This window comes from Kitasatospora sp. NPDC101447 (genome assembly GCF_044767225.1).
In the GTDB taxonomy this organism is placed as follows: domain Bacteria; phylum Actinomycetota; class Actinomycetes; order Streptomycetales; family Streptomycetaceae; genus Kitasatospora.
This window is the reverse complement of record NZ_JBIWNL010000008.1, coordinates 274,136-293,058: the sequence shown is the minus strand read 5'-3', so window position 1 is coordinate 293,058 and position 18,923 is coordinate 274,136. Positions and strand designations below refer to the sequence as shown.

Here is an 18,923-nt window from a genome sequence, read left to right as displayed (position 1 = left end):
CAGGGGCGGTACCGGCGGCGCTCCGGGAACCGGCCCCGGGGGTGCCTAGCCGATCGCGATGACGGGGTGGTCGGCGGGATCGATCCACTGCATCGTCCGGGCCATGAAGGCGGCGGGGACGGCGACGCAGCCGGCCGTGGCGCCGGCCTGCGGGCCGAGGTCGTGGAGGAAGATGCCGGCACCGCGGCCCTTCACCACCGGGGCGGTGTTGAAGTCGATGACCAGGGCGTTGTCGTACTGGACGGGGTAGTTGACGAGGTGTTCGCTGCCGAGAGGCCCCTGTTCGGTGAGGTGGAAGCCGCCCTCGGTGTCGGTGCGCATGCGGTTGTAGTAGGCGGAGGACGGGTCCTGGACCCACCAGTCGTGCGGGGTGACGTGGTGGTAGGGCATCCTCGTGCCCGGGTCCGGGGCGATGCCGAAGGCCTGGGTGAGGGTGTACGTGCCGGTCGGTGTGGTGCCGGTCCCCTGGACGCGGGTGGCGCCGTCGTGCAGGCCGCCGGAGCCGATGCGCGCGTCGGCGGTGGAGTCGAGGGACCGCCAGAGGCCGTCCTGGCGGGCCCATAGGGTCACGGTGGCGCGGGTGCCGTCCGCCTTGACCGTGATCACCTGGTCGGCCGGGCCGGTCGTCACCGGCACCGGGAACGGTCCGTCGCCCGCCCGTGCCCCGACCGGGGCGGGGCCCGCACCGGTCAGGGTGACGGCGGCGCCGAGCGCGAGGGCCACGCTCATGCGACGGAGTGCCGAACGGCGGCGGTCGGCGGGGAGTGTCCGGGAGACGGCCATGGCGGGGCCCTTCTGGTGTGGACGGCACGGGTGGGGCGGCGGGGTGGGGCGGCGGGGTGGGGCGGCGGACCCCCTGGTGGGCGAAGGCGTCAGTCCACACCCGGGGTGGTCCCGACCACGCCAGGGCCATGATCGGATCGCCGGGGCACCCGCGCCAGCACCGACACCGCCGGGCCCGGGTGGCCGGGGCCCGACGGGCGGGACACAATCGTCGGGGCGGCGCGTGGCCCGCCACGCCGCCGGTGGGACGACGTACTCGACCAGGAGGCGACAGTGACCGGTGTGACCAGCGCCGATCTACTCGTGGACGCGTTCGACAGGATCCGTGACACGGTCGCCGACGTGGTCGACGGCCTGACCCCCGAGCAGCTGGCGTTCCGGGTGCAGGACTCGGCCAACTCGATCGCCTGGCTGGTCTGGCACCTCACCCGGGTGCAGGACGACCACCTCGCCGACGCGACCGACCGCGAACAGGTGTGGACCGCCGACGGCTGGGCGGGCCGGTTCGAGCTGCCGTTCGCCGCGGCGTCCACCGGCTACGGGCACCGACCCGCACAGGTCGCGAAGGTCATCGCCACCGCCGACCTCCTCCTGGGCTACCACGAGGCCGTCCACGCACGGACCGTCGACTACGTGCGCGGCCTCGACAACCGCTCCCTCGTCCGGATCGTCGACGAGGCCTGGCAGCCCCCGGTCACCCTGGGGGTGCGTCTGATCAGCGTGATCTCCGACGACCTCCAGCACGTCGGCCAGGCGGCCTTCGTCCGCGGCCTGCTGCCCCGGCACTGAGCCCCCGGCGCCGACGGCCCCAGCGCGACACCACCACCACCGACAGGCCCGGCCCAAACGGTCACTCCTCGCCGGGCCGGGTGTGTCGGTCCTCAGTGCCGGTCGGACTCCGGGCCGGCGAGCGGTACGGGCGGCCGGGCGGCGATGGCGGGGCGCGGCTTGACGGCCGCGCTGGCCTCGACGACGGGGTGTGCCGGGAGCACGGGCTCGGCGGGGACGAGGGACGCGGCGGAAACGGGGCCCGGCTTCGGCTCGTCGAGGCCGGGGATGGGCGGGACGACGCGGAACGTGCCGGTGGCCAGCGCCTTGTCCAGCGCCCGGTTCGCGGTCTCGGTCAGCTCCGGGTCGCCGATGCTCCGGACGACCCGGCGGGCGTGCTCGACCCGCCCGCGGCTCGCCAGCGCGAGCGCCAGGTGCTCGTGGGCGCCGTAGCGGTAGTAGGAGTGGCGCGCGGTGGCCACCAGGTCCTCGGCCCGGGCGAGCTCGCCGAGGTCGACGAGCGCGGCCGACAGCCCGCAGAGCGCCCGGGACTGGTAGATGTCGTCCGGTTCGCCGGCCAGGATCCGTTCGGCCGTTGCGGCCACCCGCAGGGCGGCGTCGGTGTCGCCGACGCGGGCGAGCGCCGTGATCACCTCGTTCAGGGCGTTCACCTGCTCCTCCGAGTCGGTGGCGGCCAGGGCGGCCCGCTCGGCGAGGTCCAGCAGGCGTCGGGCGCCGGCCGGGTCACCGGCGGCGGCCAGCGCCGCGCCGAGGCCGGCGAGGGCGGTCGCGCGGTTGCCGCCGTGGTCGACGGCGTGGGCGATCGGCTCGCCCTGCGCGACGAGCCGCCGGGCGCCCGCCGGGTCGCCGAGGGCGGCCAGGGCGACCACAGGGACGGCCAGCGCGTGGGCCCGCAGGTACGGGTTCTCGATCGCGGCGACGCCCGGTGCCGCCTGTTCGGCGATCTGCCGGGCCCGCTCGGCGTCGGTGCACTCGGTCAGGGCGTGCACCAGCTGCGGGGCCGCGTACTGCTGGTGCCACGAGAAGGCCGACCGGTCGACGACGGACACCGTGTTCTCCCAGGGCTGTGCGGATGGCTTCGTGGACACTCGTACGCCACACGTGGGGTGCGCAGGCTCCGGTTCACCCGCGCGACGGCGGACCGGGGGACCGGGGGCCGGGGTCCGGGGAGAAGGGGCGGAGGCGTCGGTCCGCCGTGGTCGACGGCAACGCGAAGACGGACCCGGCTGCCACGGGATCGTGGAACCGGGTCCGTGCGTCACGGCCCTGGGGCCGACGGCTCAGCAGCCGCTGAGGATGTCGATCGCGACGACCTGCGAGCCCAGCGACCAGCCCTGACCGGGGTAGAGCCGGTCGATGAAGTTGGAGGAGTACTTCACCAGGGCGCAGTCGTCGTGGCGGGCGTTGGTGACGTAGGCGGCGGACCGGGTCAGCGAGCCGGTGGTCTGCCAGCCCTGGTCCTTGTACATGGTGAGGATGTTGCCGTTCGCGTCCTCGAAGCACACGTACGGCCAGGGGCAGGAGGCCGCGGAGGCCGTCGGCGCGAGCGCGAGCGTGGAGGCAATGAGCGTTACGGCGAGGCCGAGAGCGGCCGTGATCTTCTTCATGAGTTCTTCCTCATTGATGGGTACCGCTGCTGCTGGCCTTCGTCCGGCGCCGCCGGCCCGGGGAGTAGGGCGGCTGCCAGGGGAGTTTCCGATCGGGGTCGGGTACGGTGTGGCGCCCAAGGGCTGTCATCATGTACACGTTCGTCGACCGGGTGAAGGGGGAGGGCTCAGGCGGGGGGCTGTCGAACGTCTCGTCGGGTGTCCGTGCCGTGATGACGCGGACGGGCCGTCGAGATGGGCACAAATGTACGTGCGCCGGGCGCGATTGATGCCGGCTCTGCTCGGTGCCCGGCCTCCGGAGACGGTGTCTCACGTCGACGACCTGCGGTTTGGGACGGCGCTGGACGTGAACTGGAGACGTCTCAAACCGCCGGCGCGGACGCGTCGCCGGTACTCCGGTCGGGGCGCCCGACCTGGGCGGCCCTTCTCCGCTCCGGCCGCGTCAGGGGCGCTCGACGTACTGCAGGACACCGCCGAGGGAGAAGCAGAGCGCGCCGGTGAGGGTGCCCCAGTTGGCGATGTCGGAGTTGACCAGGCTGTCGGTGGCCGGGCGGGTGTAGGCGGCGAGTGCCGAGACCATGAAGAGCACGGAGCCGAGCTGGTTCACGGCGACGATCCACCAGCCGAGGCTGCGGCGGCGGATGCAGGGCCGGCCGTGGCAGATCTCGGCGAAGGCGAGGTGGCCGGCGATCAGGAAGAGCAGGCAGCCGATGACGTCGGGCGTCCAGATCAGCCGGTTGACCTGCCGGACGCTCAGCCCCTGCAGGAAGGAGAAGACCAGGTTGACGCCGAACACGAGGGTGCCGGTGAACAGCACGAACGCGCTCAGCCAGTCGACCCGCGTCGGCTCGTAGCTCCACCAGCGCCACGGGCGGGTGACCAGTCGGCCTTCGCCGCCCGGCACGTGGCGGGGGGCGTTGACGACCTGGAGGAGCGAGACGAAGCCGCCGGTGTTGAAGAAGAGCCCGCCGGCGAAGTAGATCGAGGCGCAGGTGGTCGCGTCGCCGGAGCCGAACTGCGCGACGGCGGCGCCTGCGGCGAAGAGCGCGCCGCCGATGACGAAGGCGGTGGCGGCGATGGCGTTGAGCCGGCGCAGCCGGGCGAGGGCGGTGTCGTCGGCGCTGGTGGGCCGGGGTGCGGTCGCGCCGGGCGGGTGGACGGCGAGGATGCCGCGACGCCGTGCGGGCCGTGACTCCCACACGGCGGTGCCGCCGCCGGGCGGGTGCCAGGTGAGCCGGGTGGTGAACGGTCCCGCGCCTTCGGCGCGCTGCTCGGGCTGTCGTCCCACGAGCCGAGACTAGACCGCCCGACGGACCGTCCGCCGAGCGCAACGCCGTACCGCGGACGGCCGTCCGCCGGGACCGGCAGCCCAGCCGCAGCCGCAGCCCACGAGTCCGAGCGTGCCGCAGCCGGACGGATCCGCTCGCGCCCGCCATGATCGGAGGACGGATGCGCACCGGCCACCGGCCGCCGCTCGGCCCGGCCCGCGCCGCCACCAGACCCAGGCCCGTACGACCCGGACTTCCCGGGCGGGCCGGACCCCGAGGGGATTGCCCATGCCGTCCGGACCGCCGACCGAGGACGCGGCAGCGCCGCAGAACCCGTACGAGATCGTCCGCAACCGCGGGTACGTGGCGGTGCTGGTGATCTCCGCACTGCTCGGTGTCCCGGTCTCGGCCGGCGCGTTCGGCTTCCTCGCGCTGGTCACCGAACTCCAGTCGCTGGTCTACACCGACCTGCCGAAGAGTCTCGGCTTCGCCGGCACCCCCGACTGGTGGCCGATCCCGCTGCTCGCGGTGGCGGGCGTGCTGGTCGCCCTGACGATCCGGTACCTGCCGGGCGGCGGCGGCCACAGGCCGGCCGAAGGGCTCAAGACCGGTGGCACGCCGTCGTTCGCCTCGGTGCCCGGAGTGCTGATCGCCGCGGTCGTCTCACTCAGCCTGGGGGTCGTCCTCGGCCCGGAGGCCCCGCTGATCGCGCTCGGCGGCGGGCTCGCGGTCGGTGCCGTCCGCGCGCTGAAGCGGGACGCCCCGCCCAGCGCCGTCTCCGTGATCGGCGCGGCCGGCAGCTTCGCGGCCATCAGCGAACTGCTGGGCTCCCCCCTCATCGGTGCCTTCCTCCTGATGGAGGCGTCCGGGCTGGGCGGGCCGATGCTGGGCGTGGTGCTGGTCCCCGGCCTGCTCTCGGCGGGCGTCGGGTCGCTGATCCTCACCGGACTCGGCAGCTGGACGGGCCTGGGCACGTACTCGCTGGCGCTGAACCAGGTGCCGGCCGCGGGCCGGCCGACCCTCGGCGAGTTCGCCTGGGCGGTCGTCGCGGGGGTGGCCGCCGCGCTGCTCGGCGAGGCGATCCGGCGCTCCGCGCTCACCCTGCAGGGCGTGGTGGACCGGCGCCGGCTGCCGCTCACCGTGCTGATGGGCGTCGCCGTCGGCGTGATCGCCTTCGCGTACGCGGAGATCACCGACCGGCCGGTCAGCGGCGTCCTGTTCTCCGGGCAGGACGCGCTCGGGCCGCTGCTGGACGGCGCCTCGGGCTACACGGCCGCCACCCTCGTCGTGCTGCTGGTGTGCAAGTCGCTGGCCTACTGCGCCTCCATGAGCGCCTTCCGCGGCGGCCCGGTCTTTCCGGCCGTCTTCGCGGGCGCGGTCGGCGGCCTCGCCCTCAGCCACCTTCCCGGCCTGGGCACCACCGCCGGATTCGCCGTGGGGATCGGCGCGATGACGGTGGCCATGCTGAAGCTGCCGATGACCGCCGTCCTGCTGGCCACGCTGCTGCTCGGCCAGGCCGGCCTGACCGTGATGCCGCTGGTGATCGTCGCGGTGGTGGTCTCGTACGTCGGCACGCTCCGGCTCGCCCGGCTCCCCGCCGCTCCGGCGCCGCCGGACGCGCAGCCGCCGGCGCAGCCGAAAGCGCCCGCGGCCTGAGTCCGGACCGGGGGCGGTCGTCGCCCAGGGGATGCGGCGGATGCGGCGGACGGCGTACGCCCGCAGGCCGGGACCTCGGTTCTGCCCGTATTGTCCGATTCGGAGGATCCGAGGACGACACGAGAGGTGACCGGTGGCTCTCCACAACGCACAGGAGCCGGCGTCCGATGCGGCCGTCGACATCTTCGCCTCACCACTGAGCGAACACCCCCTGCCCAAGCGGGCCATGCCGGACTTCCCGGCGCCGCCGCAGGTGGTCTTCCAGCTGCTGCGCAACGAGCTCCTGCTGGACGGCAACGCCGCGCAGAACCTCGCCACCTTCTGCACGACCTGGACGGACGACGAGGTCCGCCGGCTGATGGACCTCTGCCTGGACAAGAACATCGTCGACAAGGACGAGTACCCGCAGACCGCCGAGATCGAGTCGCGGTGCGTGAACATCCTCGCCGACCTCTGGCACGCCCCGGTCGGCTCCGGCGAGTCCAACGCGGTCGGCTGCTCGACCACCGGCTCCAGCGAGGCGGCGATGCTGTGCGGCCTCGCCCTGAAGTGGCGCTGGCGGGACCGCCGGAAGGCGGCGGGCCAGTCCACGGAGCGGCCGAACCTGGTGTGCGGCCCGGTCCAGGTGTGCTGGGAGAAGTTCGCCCGGTACTTCGACGTGGAGCTGCGCCAGGTGCCGGTGGAGCCCGGGGCGACCGGACTGCAACCGCACCAGCTGCGCGAGTACGTCGACGAGAACACCATCGGCGTGGTCGCGATCCTCGGGGTGACGTACACCTGCACCTACGAGCCGGTGGGGGAGATCGCGGCCGAGCTGGACCGCCTGCAGGTGGAGACCGGCCTCGACGTGCCGCTGCACGTGGACGCGGCGTCGGGCGGGTTCATCGCGCCGTTCCTCCACCGCGACCTGGTCTGGGACTTCCGCCTGCCGCGGGTCGCCTCGATCAACGCCTCCGGTCACAAGTACGGGATGGCCCCGCTGGGCGTCGGCTGGGCGCTGTGGCGGGACCAGGCCGCGCTGCCGGACGGGCTGGTCTTCCACGTCGACTACCTCGGCGGCGACATGCCGACCCTCGCCCTCAACTTCTCCCGCCCGGGCGGCCAGGTCGTCACCCAGTACTTCATGTTCCTGCGCCTGGGCCGCGAGGGGTACCGCCGGGTGTACCAGGCCTGCGCCGACACCGCGCAGCACCTCGGCCGGCAGATCACCGAGATGGGCCCCTTCACCCTGCTCTACGACGGGGTCGGCGCCCTGCCCGCCGTCTCGTACACCCTCACCGACCCCGACTCGGTCGGCTGGAGCCTCTACGACCTCTCCGACCAACTCCGCATGCGCGGCTGGCAGGTCCCCTCCTACCCGCTGCCGCCGGACCGCCAGGAGACCGTCATCCAGCGCGTCCTGGTCCGCCACGGCGTCGACCGCGACGAGATCGAGCTGCTCGCCGACGACATGCGCCGGGCCATCAAGATCCTCGACCAGGGCCGCCCCCACGACCGCGACCGCGTCGGCTTCCACCACTGACGGCCCCACCGGGCACGCCCCCGCCACCCCCGCCGCCCCCGCCGCCCCCGTCGGCCCCCGCCGCCCCGGCAGGCGACGGCGGGGGCCGGCGGGGGCGACGACGTCCGTCAGTCCGGGGCGTGCCGGGCGAGGGCGAGGAAGCCGGCGGCGGCGGCCAGGCCGGTCAGGGCGCAGGCGCACCAGAGGGCGGCGGAGCCGAGCCGGTCGTACGTCCAGCCGCCCGCGGCGGCGGCCAGGACGCCACCGGCCGACCAGGCGAAGGCACTCGCCCCCTGGTAGCGGCCGGCGGCTCGGGCCTTGGCGAAGCGGGCGGTCAGATCCAGGCTGACCGGGCCGCTGATCACCTCGCCGGCCGTCCAGACCACCACCGTCAGCGCGTACGCGGGCGCGGAGCCGGCGAAGGAGGTGAGGCCGAAACCGGTGCCGCACAGCGCCGCGGCCAGGGCCAGCAGGCGGAACGGGGAACGGCCGTCGAGCAGGCGCCCCGCCGGGAGCTGGGCCAGGCAGACGATGACGCCGTTCAGCGCGATGACGGCGCCGCAGGCCGCCGGGCTCAGACCGTCGTCGGCCATCGCGACCGGCAGCATGGTGGTCATCTGCTGCAGCACGGCGGCGACCAGGGCGAAGAGCAGCACGCAGCACAGGAACGGCCGGTCGGCGAGCAGCGCCCGGCGGCCGCGCGCCGACGCCTCCCCGGGGGCGGGCCCGCCGTCGGTGCCGCCCACGGCGCCCGCCGCGCAGTCCGCCGCGTCGGCGCCGGACGGGGCCGGGACGCGCAGGAGCACCACCAGCGCGCAGCACAGGGTCGCCGTGGCGTCGGCCAGGAAGAGCACCGGGTAGCCGGTCCGGGCGGCCAGGCCGGCGAGCAGCACCGAGATCGAGAAGCCCAGGTTCATCGCCCAGTAGTCGAGGGAGAAGGCGCGCACCCGGTCCTCGGGGCCGAGCAGTGCGGACATCAGGGCCGCGGTGGCGGGTCGGGCCGCGCCGGTGGTGCAGCCGAGGGCGGACGCCGCCGCGAACAGCGCCGACCCGCCGGTGGTCAGGCCGAGCACGGCCGTCGCCGCGGCGGTGCTCAGATGGGCGCCGACCAGGGCCCGGTGGCAGCCGAAGCGGTCCGCCGCCGCGCCGCCGGCCAGCGCGCCGACCGTGCCGCCGACGGCGAAGGCGGCCGCGACCAGCCCGGCGAAGGCCGCCGAGCGGCCGCGCTCCACGGTCAGGTAGAGCGTCAGGAACGGGACGGCGAAGGTGCCCAGGCGGTTCACCAGGGTGCCGGCCCACAGCCACCAGAACGCCGGGGGCAGCCCGCGCGTGCCGAGCGCCCCGGTCGACCCCGGGGCCCGCGCCGGGGAGTGGCCGCTCACCGCTCGCTTCCCGCCTCGGGGCCGGGCAGGCCGGCCAGCAGCTCGCGGGCCCGTACGGCCTCCGGGTGTCCGGGCCCCAGTACCGTCTCCACCTCGGGGGCCAGCTCGGCCAGCAGGGCGCGGGCCTGCTCCACGTCGCCCGTCGCCAGCGTCCAGTGGGCGTACTCGACCCGGCAGGTCAGGAAGATCGCGTGTTCGGGGATCAGCACCGAGCTGACGTCCGTCAGCAGGCTGCGCATCAGCTCCAGGGCCTGTGCCGGGTGGCCCGCCGCGCCGGTCCAGCGGGCGATGCGCGAGCGCACCGCGAACGGGTAGGAGTGCGCCGGGCCGAGTGCGGCGGTCACCCTCGGCAGGACCAGCCGCAGGGTCGCCGCGGCCTCCGCCGGGGCCCCGGCGGCGCCCTTCCAGTGGGCGTGCTCGGCCTCGGTGATCGGGCGCAGCGGGTGGTCCTCCGGGGCGTGCCGCCGTACGTCGCGCAGCAGTTCCTCGGACAGTTCCAGGGCCAGCCCGGTCCGGCCCGCCTGGCCGTGCCAGGACCCGATGTTCGCCCGGGTGTTGAGCACCGCGACGTGCTCCTCGCCGAGCAGCCGCCGTTGCCGGGCGAGGAGTTCGTCGTAGCACCGGACCGCGCGCTCCGGGTCGCCCAGTTCCCCGGTCCAGTAGGCGAACCGGCCGTAGGAGGCCACCGTGTCGGCGTGGTCGGGGCCGAGCCGGGGCTCCTGGTGGTCGAGCACCGAGCGGTAGCGGTCGACCGCCTCGGCCGGGCGGCCCGAGCGTCCGGCCCATTCGGCGACGGTGGCCGCGGTCGCCAGCGTGCGGTCGTCCCCGGGGCCGAGCAGCCGTGCCAGCTCCAGGTGCAGTTCCCGGGCCAGCCGGTGCGCGGTCTGCGGGGCGCCGGCCCGGCCGATCCACTCCGCCAGGTCCCGGCGGCCGGCCAGCACCCGCAGGCTGTCCGGGCCGTGGTGCCGGACCAGCCGGTCCAGCACCTCCTCGCCGCGCTCCACCGCGGCCCGCCACCGGCCGGCCGCGACCAGCGCGGCCAGCCGCCGGTCCTGCCCGGCCAGCGGGTCGAAGCCGTCCGGGGTGCCCGGGCCGGGGGAGGGCCGGTCAGCCGGGGCGGTGAAGTGGCGCAGCAGCGGCTCGGCGGACAGGGCGAAGGCGCTCGCCCCCGGGGCCAGGGCGCTGCGCCCGGCGAGGTCGGCCTGCAGCGCGGGCGCCCGGCCGGAGCCCGGCGCCGAGGCGCGCAGCACGGCGCCGACCAGGTCGGTGGTGGCGAGGAGGTCGCCGACCGGCACCGTCTCCAGCAGCAGGTCGCGCAGCCCCGGACGGAAGTCGTACACGGCGGGGCCCGGCCCGCCCAGGCCCGGCTGGCGCCGCAGCAGCCCGCCGAGGAGGACCTCGGCGAGCGGGGCCGGATCGACCCGGCCGTTCACGGCGCGTTGCACCAGGCGCATCAGCGCCAGGGTCAACGGCCGCACCGCGGCCAGGTGGCCCGCCAGCCGGTACGCCTCCGGGGAGGCGGCCCGGCGGAAGTGCGCCAGCCGTCCGGTCAGGTGGGCGGGCGCGTCGTCGCGTCCGTGGCCGTCCGGAGGGAGGTCGTCGGCGGCCCCGTGCGGGGCCAGGGCGAGGGCGGGCAGGATCGTCGGCCGCCCTGCGGCCACGAGGGCGGCCCAGCCGGCGAACGCTCCCGGCTGAAGGTCCAGCACCGGCACCGGTGTGCCCGGGACGGGGAGTTCGGGCAGCACCGGGTCGGTGGCGGTGAGCTCGACATTGGCCGCCCCGGGCCGGTTTCCGCGCAGCAGCAGCCGCTCCACCGTCAGCGCGCTGCCCGACCAGAGCCGCTGCGGCAACGGCTGGACGACGGCGGTCGGACAGCGCCGGGCCCAGTACGCGAGCAGCGGCGCGACCCGTCCCCGGTGCCAGCCCGCGCCGATCGCGTCGGAGAGCACCAGTACGGTGCCGCGGCCGTCGGCCGGGCACAGCGACGCCGGTGCGACCACCGGCGCGCTGCGGGTGAACGGCCGGGCACGCAGGACCGGCGGCCCGTCGGTGCGGCTGTCCAGCCCGAAGCACCGCACCGTGCGGAAGTGGCCGACGTGCTCCATCACCTCCCGGACGCCGGCGGCGGTCTCCTGCCACAGCTCCATCGACAGGCCGTCGTCGACGACCAGCGCGGCGCTGAGCCAGCGTTCCCGGCCCGGGCGCAGGACCACGTCCAGCACCCCGGTCTCGGCGATCAGTTCGGCGGTGGCCGCCTCGTCCAGCCGCTGCCGGTGCGCCGACGCGGTGGTGCGGCGGAGCGGGCGCAGGGCGCGGCCGATCGGCAGCGAGCCCGGCAGCGCGCGTCCGGCGGGCACCAGGACCGGCCGCGCCGCGGTGCCGGGCGAGGCCGCGCGGGTGTGGGCGTACAGCCCGGCCGGGGTGGGGGGTTCGGTCGCGTCGGGCAGCGTGGCACCGGCAGCGCCGCCCGGCCGCTCCCGGCCGTCGTCGGCGGGCCGTGCCGCGGCCGGGGCACCGGGCGCACCGGCCAGGCCGCCGGGCGGGATGCGCCGGGCCAGCCACAGGATCTCGGCCAGCTCGGTCGGGGTGAGGTGGGTGGCGGCGGGCTGCAGCACCGTCCGCAGTCGGTCGATCATCCGAGCCCGGGCTCCGGCTCCTCCAGCGGGCGCAGCACCGCGCCGAGCAGGCCCTCGCGGCCCAACTCCACGCCACTGAGGCGCAGGTGGACGGCGTTGAGCAGCTGGTCGGTGGCCAGCGCGCCGCGGTCGTGGTCGCGCCGGTGCAGGAAGGCCTCGATCAGATCCTCCCCGGCCTGCAGCCCGTCCTCGCCCAGGTGGGCCCGGACGATGTCGCGCAGCCGTGCCTCGTCCGGCTCGGGCAGGTCGAGACGCACACACCTGCGCAGGAACGCCGGCGGGAAGTCCCGCTCGCCGTTGCTGGTCAGGACGGTGACGGGGAACTCCTGGCAGCCGATCAGGCCGTGGTGCACCGGATGGCGCTCCCGGGTGCCGGTCAGCATCACCCGTACGTCCGGGTGGTCGTCGGGCAGCCGACTCAGCTCGGGGATCTCGAACTCGCCCTCCTCGAACACCACCAGCAGGTCGTTGGGCAGGTCCAGGTCGCCCTTGTCCAGCTCGTCGACCAGCAGCACCCGCGGCCGGCCGGGGCGCCCGGTGGCGAGCGCGGTGCCGAGCGGGCCGAGCCGCAGGTAGCTGCCCATGTCCGGCTCCGGGGCGGCCAGTTCGCGGGACCGGCCGGTGTCGCGCAGCCGCCCGACGGCGTCGTAGCGGTAGAGGCCGTCCTGCAGCGTGGTGCGGCTGTTCACCGGCCAGCGCAGCACCGGGCCGAGCCCGAGCTCGCGCGCCAACGAAGCCGCCAGCGAGGACTTGCCGGTGCCGGGACGCCCGGTGACCAGCAGCGGGCGGCGCAGGTGCAGTGCGGCGTTGACCACGTCGGCCTCCTGCGGGCCGATCCGGTACGCCGGGGCGGGCCGCGGGCCGGGCAGGGCGCCGAAGCGGCGCCACGGCGGGGCGGCGGGCAGCGGCTCGTCGCGCACCACCGCGTCGTCGCCCCGGTAGATCCGCCAACCGTCCCCGCCGTCGTCCTGTGCCGCGGTGGCCGGCTCCGGTCCCGTCGCTCCGCTCATCGTCGCCCTCTCCTCGTTCGTGCCTCGGTCCGTGCCTCGTCCGTGCCTCGTCCGTGTATCGGTCCGTGCCTCGTCCTCGCCCGGCCGGCGCCGACCCGCCCGCGCCGCCGGATCAGTCCGGCGGGTCGCCCAGCCCGAGGGTCTCCGGATGCCCGTCAGGAGAATCCCAGACCAGCGCCAGATTGCGGTGCAGGCCGTCCGGGGATTCGGTCAGGCGCGCCTCGTACACCAGTCGGGGAAGCTGGTACGGCGCCGCGCCGTGGACCAGCTCCCGCACCCGGTCCGGCCGGATGGTGTGATCGGCCGGGCGCAGCCACAGCACCCCGGGCACCCCCACGGCCAGCGCGATCGCCCGCAACCGCGGCACCTCCTCGGCCGGGCAGCACAGCGCCACACCACAGACCGGCACCGGCGCACCCCGCTGCTGCACCACCGGGTCGTGCCGGTCCACCAGCGCCAACCGCCCCGAACGCAGGACCTGCCACCGGTAACGGTGTTCGGGCCGGAACGCGGCCCGCCGCAACTCCGGGCTGCGCATCACGCACAGGAAGTCCTGCCCCAGCACGCCCGGAAACAGCTCGTCGGGCCGGTACACCCACTGGTCGACCGCCAGATCGAGCTCCTCCCCGGTGACGAACCACTCCACCACCGGGACCGCGCCGGGCTCCACCTGACCGGTCACCTCCTCCAACAGCGCCCCGAGTTCGGCCAGCAGCCGGGAACGCGGCACCGGAGTGTCCCGGACCGAGCGGTGCAGCGGGCGCCCCCGGGCGTCCGCGGCGTGCAGGGCGTAGCTGAAGTGCTCCGTGCCGGTCGCCCGCCACAGCTGCACCTGCACCACCGGGGCCGGGGCACCGCGCTGCGGACCCCGCTCCCGCGCACGCTCCGCCGACTCCCGCGCCTGGGCCCGGTGTTCGAGCAGGATCTCGGCCAGGCCGAGCCGCTGCGCCACCGCCTCGCTCCACGCGCCCAGCCCGCGTGCGGTGCCCGGACCGGCCGCCGCTGCCGCGAACTCCACCGTGCGCAGCAGCTGCGGGAACCTTCCGTACCGTGGCCGGTAGCGCTCCAGCTCGGCCACCGCCTCCGGCCAGTGGGCCTGCTCCAGGTCAGGGCCCAGCGGCAGCGCCTCGGCCGCGCAGCGCCGCGGATCGGGGACGGTGCCGTCCGCGAGCAGGGTGAGCAGCTCGCGGTGTTCGGTGGCCGTGAGGAACTGCTCGGGGCAGACGCGCAACGCGGTGGTGGCGATCCAGCTCTGCTGTTCCTGCGTACGCGCGGCGCCGGCCAGCAACGCCAACAGGGTCGGCGCGCCGTGCGGACGGGCGGTGGCCAGCCGGACCAGCCGCTCGGCGCTCGCGGGGAAGCCGTCGTCCGCACCGGCGTCGTTTGCGCCGGCGTTGTTTGCGCCGGCGTCGACACCGGCGCGGTCGTCGCCCGGTTCGGTGGCCGGCCCCGGTTCCGGCCCCGGCCCCGGTTCCGGCTCCGCTTCCAGCTCGGCCAGGAAGCGCCCGGCCAGATCGGCCAGCGCCTCCGGAGTGGTGAGCACGGAGCGCAACGGGCCGAGCAGCTGACGGGCCACCGGGTCCATCGGGCCGTGAGCACCGTCGTCGACGCCCAGCGGACCGGGAAGCGCCTCGCCCGCCTCCTGGAACAGTTCGCGCAGGTTGGCGGCGGGCACCGCGAAGGCCCGCAGCCCGCTGCGACTCACCACCAGCCCCACCACCCGCCGCTGCGCCCGGTCCCACAGCGGCGAGCCGCTGTACCCGCCGACGACGGGCTGCGCGGAGCCGGTGGAGTCGAGCACGATCCAGCGCTCGGTGACGCCCTGCACCAGGACGGCCGCGATGCTGCTCGGCGCCCCGCTGCCGAACCAGGCGTAGGCGGGGCGGCCGGCGTGGCAGCGCCCGGTCCCCACCGGCAGTGCGGCGGAGCCGGGGTCGTCCAGCAGCCGTAACAGCGCCAGGTCGCCGGACCACTCGACGTCGCCCTCCGCGGCGGGCGACCCGTCGGACCGGCGGGCGGGCAGCCAGGCCGCCAGGGCGGCCCGGAGCCGGCGGCGGCCCGTCGCGGGGAAGGAGACCGCCAGGAGATCCAGGGCCCCGGGGCGTTCCTGGGCGAAGTCCGGCCGGTCCAACACCTGGTTGACCACGTGCGCACAGGTCAGGACCGTACCCGGGGCCAGCAGCACGCCGCCGCCGAAGGCCAGGGGTTCCCCCGCACGGTGCAGGGCGGCGTGCGCGAGCTTGACGGGACGGTCGGGATCGTCCGGGCCCATCCCGCCTACCCGCGCGGTGGGTCGGCTGGCCCGGGGACGGTGGCCGGGGCGGCCTCCTCGGCGGGAGCGGCGGCAGGGACTTGAGCGGCGGCAGGGACGTCCGGGGCGGCCGCGGGCCGGGGCGTCCAGGTGGCCCGGACGGTGATGGTGGCCTCGCCGCCCGCCCCGGCGATGCCCAGCTTGAGGTCGTGGGTGAGCTTCACACCGAGCTCCACCTCGACCTCGTCGGGCGGGCGGAGCGCGCCGCGGACGGCGGAGTGCACCGAGTCCAGCACGCCGCCCAGCGGGCTCAGCACGTCGGCGAGGGTGCGGCCGGCGGCCTCCGCCGCCCGCCGGGCCCGCCCGACCGGGACGACCGGGGCGCTGCCGGGCGGCAGATCGGCCGCATCCGGCGGCAGTTCCACGGGGTACGCGGCCGGGGCGGGGGAGAGCTCCACCACCACGCCGGTGCCGTCAGCGAGCTTCAACTCAACTGTCTCACCCATGGGTTGATGATGGCACAGCAGAGGCGCCGGGGACGCGGTATCACCCGAGCCGGTCCACCCGCGGCCGGGCCGTCAGCCGGCACCACCGTCGCCGGTCCCCCCGGCGTCCTCGAAATCGGCGGCGGGGGAGGGCCGTTCGGCCCGCGGACCCTAGCGGCGCAGGAAGGTTCCGCCGTCCAGGATCCAGAAGCCGGCCGGGATCGCGCCGCACCTGGTGACCTCGGAGTGCGTCGCGGGGTCGGTCCGGCCCCAGCCGACCCGGCGCTGGTGCTGCTCGTCGGTCGGGTAGAAGGTGAGGCCGGCCTCGGGGTGCCGGCCCTCGTCGAAGAGGTACGGCTCGCCCCCGAGCGGGGTGATCACGGTCCGCGAGATCGACCCCGTCACGGTGACGGCGCCGTTCCCGTCGACGGTCAGGCAGTCGACGTCGAACTCGGCCCGGACGGTGCCGCTCGTCTCGAAGACGTGCTGCACCACGGCGTGCCCCCGGGCGTTGCCGTCGACCGTACGGGCGCTGACCCACGCGGTGAGCCGCTCGCCCGGGTTGGGGCCCGGGCCGTGCTCGTTGAGCAGGGTCCAGCCGTCCAGCGCGAGGTGCCGGGCCGGTACGGGGGCGGCCGACGCGGTCGCCGCCGAGGCGGTGCCGGCCGTCCCGGCCGCGAGGGCCGCGGCCGCGGTGGCGAGCGCGACGGCGGTGGTGAGCTTGCGCATGGTCGATCCTCCGAGGGGAGAAGGGAGTCGGGCCGTTCCCGACGTCCTCCAACCTCCCAGTGCACCCCCGGTCGTGGCCTCCGTCGCAGGGAGGGAACCGACTCCCCCCGCGGGGGAACCGTTCCTCCTCCGCTCGACCTACCGCCGTGCCGTGCCGGTGCCGTGAGGCCCGCGGGCCGCGATGTCCGACCCATTGCCTAGGCTGGGGCCAAGTCGATGATCAAGGGGGCAGGGCTGTGCGGATCGAACGTCACCGGGTGGACGAGGCGCGGGTGGTGGAGGCCGGCGAGGACTTCGTGAACCGGATCGGGAGGCAGGTCCACTCCTACTCCCGCGCCGGTCTGATGACCACCACCGAGTGGCAGCTGATCGCGGACTCCTTCCTCGACTACCTCGGCGCCCTCTCCACCGTCCGGCCCGACCTGGACTCCGCCGAGGCCAAGGCGGTCCTCAAGGACGCCGCCGAGGCCGCCGCCGGTGCTGTCTCCTTCGCCGCCTACTACCCGGTCGACAGCTTCCACGTCTTCCTCGACTACCCGAACTTCGGGATGAGTTACGACCCCGAGTACGGGGAGGACCGCGACCCCCGCCACCGGGTCACCGCCCGGGAGTGGCTCGACGCCTTCTGCCTCGCGATCGTCGCCGACCGGGTCTCCCCGCACGGGGAGGCATTCGGCTGGGCCCGCCAGCTGATGCCCGACGAACCGGTCACCCCCGGCCTCGAACTCGTCGACGCCTTCGTGGCCCACTTCTTCGAGGAGGGCGACTTCCCCACCCCCGCGGAGCCGCAGCCCGGCCTGCGCGCGCTGCGCGCCCTCACCGACGGGGACCGCGAGGCCTTCGACGCCGCCCTGCTCGCGCTCCTCCAGGACGGCCCGCACGGCACCGGGCCCGCAAGCCTCCTGCCGCTCGTCCCGATCGCCCTCGCCGCCCGCGCGTACCGCACCCACGGCTGGACCCCGGCGGTCGACACCGACTACCTGCCCCACGCCCTGGTCACCGGCTTCGAGACCCCCGGCCCGCGCGTCCACGGCCTCGGCCGCGACCCGCGCCCCGACGCCGTCGCCCGGCTCGCCGCCGGGCCCGTCGACGTCGACCGGCCGAGCCCGGCCCTGCCCCTCGGCCCGGACAGCGAGGCGCGGTTCGAGCGGCGCACCGCGGAGGCCGTCACACCGAAGGAGGGCGAGCCGCTGGACGCGTGGGAGCTCACCGGCGCGCTGCGCTACCAGACCTACCTCCTCGCGGCGCGCGCCTCGCAGTCCGCCGACGCCACCGACGCCCAGCTCGCCAACCTGCGGCTCGGCTCCCGGCTGGGGGCCGCCGTGTTCCGGGCCGCCCTCGCCGAGCCGGGCACCGAGGCCGAGGTGACGATCGACGGCCGGACGCTGCGGCTCGCCGCCAGCCGGGACAGGGACTTCGGCCCGGTCTTCTGGGGGACGGCCCTCTCCTACGCCCTGATCACCGGCAGCCCGGAGGACCTCGACCCGCTCGTCCTGGCCGGCCCCACCATCGCGGCCGAGGACCGCACCCCGTTCGCCCCGTACCGCACCGCCCTGCACGACCACCTCCGCGGCGCCGACCCGCTCCCGGCCACCGAGCGGGCCCTGAAGGAGGTGGAACGCACCCGGGACCAGGGCTTCCTGCCGCCCCCGGTGGTCCTCTTCTCCCAGCTCGTCCGGGGCGACGAGACCAGCTTCAACCTCGCCCTGCTGGACGCCCTGGAGGCCCACCGCGACCACCACTCCGTCGCCGACCGTGCCACCGACTTCGGCGCCGCGCTCAGCCTCGACGTCCTCGCGCTGGCCTGCCACGCGCGCCGCAGCCGCGGCTGGGCCGTCCACGTCCGCTCGCCGTACCTCCCGCCGCGCCTGCTCGCCGCAGCCGGGGCCGGGGCCGTCTGACGAGGGGGCGGGCCCGTCTGACGCGGGGTCCGGGCCCGTCCCGGCCCGTCCCGACGCGTGCCTCCCGGGGGCTTTGTATCCGTCGTGCATCAGGGAGCGCTTGATCGGGCATCGGTGCCGGTGGCACGACAGGTATGTCCGAATGTCTGCTGTATCGTCCCTTCACGTTCCGCCCCCGCCCCGGCGGCCGTCCGAAGAGGAGCCATCCGCCCGTGTCCGACACCCGCCCGATCCGCGTGCTGCTGGTGGAGGACGACGAGCTGATGCGGCGCGCGTTCACCGTCGCGCTCGAACGGTACGGGTACGAGATGACGGCCGCGGCCGACGGGCTCACCGGGCTTGAGCTGTTCCGCGACGGGGGCTTCGACCTGCTGGTCCTGGACGTGATGCTGCCCGGCCTCGACGGGATCGGGCTGTGCCGCCGGGTGCGGGAGACCAGCCTGGTGCCCGTGCTGATGATGTCCGCGCGCGGTGACGGACTCGACGTCGTCGCCGGGCTGGAGGCCGGGGCGGACGACTACGTGGTCAAGCCGGTCGACACCTTCGTGCTCGTCGCACGCATCCGCTCGCTGCTGCGCCGCGCGACGTACCCGCCGCTTCCGGGGCCGGAACCGGCCGTGCCCGCCGCGGAGGTCCTGGCCTTCGGGGACCTCGTCATCGACACCGCCGGCATGGAGGTGTCCGTCGCCGGCGCGCCCGTGGCGCTGACCCCGACGGAGCTGAAGGTGCTCCTCGAATTCGCCGCCCGCCCGGGCGTCGTGCTGGAACGGCACACCCTGCTGCGCGACGTCTGGGACTACGGCTGGGACGGCGACAGCCGGGTCGTCGACCTGTGCGTGCAGCGGCTGCGGCGGAAGCTGGGCCGGGACCGGATCGAGACGGTCCGCGGCTTCGGCTACAAGCTCAGGCGCTGAGCCCGGTGCGA

General features: G+C 75.6%; 15 protein-coding genes. 5 read left to right on the top strand and 10 right to left on the bottom strand.

Annotated elements, in window-relative coordinates; genetic code table 11:
- Positions 1 to 45: 45 nt before the first annotated feature.
- Entirely contained in the window at positions 46 to 729 is a 684-nt protein-coding gene (locus tag ACIRST_RS15435; protein ID WP_402802718.1) for a L,D-transpeptidase family protein, read from the bottom strand.
- Between the two features lie 336 nt (positions 730 to 1,065).
- On the opposite strand from ACIRST_RS15435, the gene ACIRST_RS15430 reads away from it, so the two are divergent.
- The gene (locus ACIRST_RS15430) at positions 1,066 to 1,572 is read left to right on the top strand and encodes a DUF664 domain-containing protein (RefSeq protein ID WP_402802717.1); all 507 of its coding nucleotides are present in this window, start codon (positions 1,066 to 1,068) and stop codon (positions 1,570 to 1,572) included.
- Positions 1,573 to 1,664: 92 nt separating this feature from the next.
- Here ACIRST_RS15430 and ACIRST_RS15425 read toward each other — a convergent pair whose 3' ends face one another.
- The 3 genes from ACIRST_RS15425 to ACIRST_RS15415 all read right to left on the bottom strand — a co-directional run bounded on the left by ACIRST_RS15425 (position 1,665) and on the right by ACIRST_RS15415 (position 4,467).
- Positions 1,665 to 2,621 carry a hypothetical protein gene (locus tag ACIRST_RS15425; protein WP_402802716.1) on the bottom strand — a complete coding sequence of 319 codons (957 nt, stop codon included), beginning with the start codon at positions 2,619 to 2,621 and terminating at the stop codon, positions 1,665 to 1,667.
- A 231-nt stretch (positions 2,622 to 2,852) separates the two neighbouring features.
- A complete protein-coding gene (locus ACIRST_RS15420; protein WP_402802715.1) occupies positions 2,853 to 3,179 on the bottom strand; it encodes a hypothetical protein in 327 nt (108 codons plus the stop codon).
- 442 nt (positions 3,180 to 3,621) lie between these two features.
- On the bottom strand, positions 3,622 to 4,467 hold the full coding sequence (locus ACIRST_RS15415; protein ID WP_402802714.1) for a hypothetical protein: 846 nt from the start codon (positions 4,465 to 4,467) through the stop codon (positions 3,622 to 3,624).
- Positions 4,468 to 4,735: 268 nt separating this feature from the next.
- Here ACIRST_RS15415 and ACIRST_RS15410 point away from each other — a divergent pair, with 268 nt between their 5' ends.
- Both ACIRST_RS15410 and ACIRST_RS15405 read left to right on the top strand, forming a co-directional pair.
- Positions 4,736 to 6,103: a chloride channel protein gene (locus ACIRST_RS15410; protein ID WP_402802713.1), complete on the top strand. Its 1,368-nt coding sequence runs from the start codon at positions 4,736 to 4,738 to the stop codon at positions 6,101 to 6,103.
- Between the two features lie 133 nt (positions 6,104 to 6,236).
- Positions 6,237 to 7,625 carry a glutamate decarboxylase gene (locus tag ACIRST_RS15405; RefSeq protein ID WP_350520587.1) on the top strand — a complete coding sequence of 463 codons (1,389 nt, stop codon included), beginning with the start codon at positions 6,237 to 6,239 and terminating at the stop codon, positions 7,623 to 7,625.
- 107 nt (positions 7,626 to 7,732) lie between these two features.
- On the opposite strand, the gene ACIRST_RS15400 is transcribed toward ACIRST_RS15405, so the two are convergent.
- From ACIRST_RS15400 to ACIRST_RS15375, 6 genes are all read right to left on the bottom strand, one after another.
- Positions 7,733 to 8,986 carry an MFS transporter gene (locus ACIRST_RS15400; RefSeq protein ID WP_350520588.1) on the bottom strand — a complete coding sequence of 418 codons (1,254 nt, stop codon included), beginning with the start codon at positions 8,984 to 8,986 and terminating at the stop codon, positions 7,733 to 7,735.
- The gene (locus ACIRST_RS15395; RefSeq protein WP_402802712.1) at positions 8,983 to 11,622 is read right to left on the bottom strand and encodes an SAV_2336 N-terminal domain-related protein; all 2,640 of its coding nucleotides are present in this window, start codon (positions 11,620 to 11,622) and stop codon (positions 8,983 to 8,985) included. The genes ACIRST_RS15400 and ACIRST_RS15395 overlap by 4 nt, the downstream gene beginning before the upstream one ends.
- Entirely contained in the window at positions 11,619 to 12,632 is a 1,014-nt protein-coding gene (locus ACIRST_RS15390; RefSeq protein ID WP_350520590.1) for a MoxR family ATPase, read from the bottom strand. Before ACIRST_RS15390 ends, ACIRST_RS15395 begins: the two co-directional genes overlap by 4 nt.
- Before the next feature lie 112 nt (positions 12,633 to 12,744).
- Complete coding sequence (locus tag ACIRST_RS15385; RefSeq protein ID WP_402802711.1) at positions 12,745 to 14,904, bottom strand: trypsin-like peptidase domain-containing protein; 2,160 nt, start codon at positions 14,902 to 14,904, stop codon at positions 12,745 to 12,747.
- 5 nt (positions 14,905 to 14,909) lie between these two features.
- Complete coding sequence (locus ACIRST_RS15380) at positions 14,910 to 15,389, bottom strand: CU044_2847 family protein (RefSeq protein ID WP_402802710.1); 480 nt, start codon at positions 15,387 to 15,389, stop codon at positions 14,910 to 14,912.
- Positions 15,390 to 15,539: 150 nt separating this feature from the next.
- Positions 15,540 to 16,097, bottom strand: coding sequence for a hypothetical protein (locus tag ACIRST_RS15375; protein WP_402802709.1), 558 nt, complete (start codon positions 16,095 to 16,097; stop codon positions 15,540 to 15,542).
- Positions 16,098 to 16,333: 236 nt separating this feature from the next.
- Between ACIRST_RS15375 and ACIRST_RS15370 the strand changes: the two genes are divergently transcribed.
- Entirely contained in the window at positions 16,334 to 17,998 is a 1,665-nt protein-coding gene (locus ACIRST_RS15370; RefSeq protein WP_402802707.1) for an Imm49 family immunity protein, read from the top strand.
- A gap of 212 nt (positions 17,999 to 18,210) precedes the next feature.
- Positions 18,211 to 18,912, top strand: a complete 702-nt coding sequence (gene cseB, locus ACIRST_RS15365; RefSeq protein WP_350526792.1) for a two-component system response regulator CseB — start codon at positions 18,211 to 18,213, stop codon at positions 18,910 to 18,912.
- Positions 18,913 to 18,923: the final 11 nt, after the last annotated feature.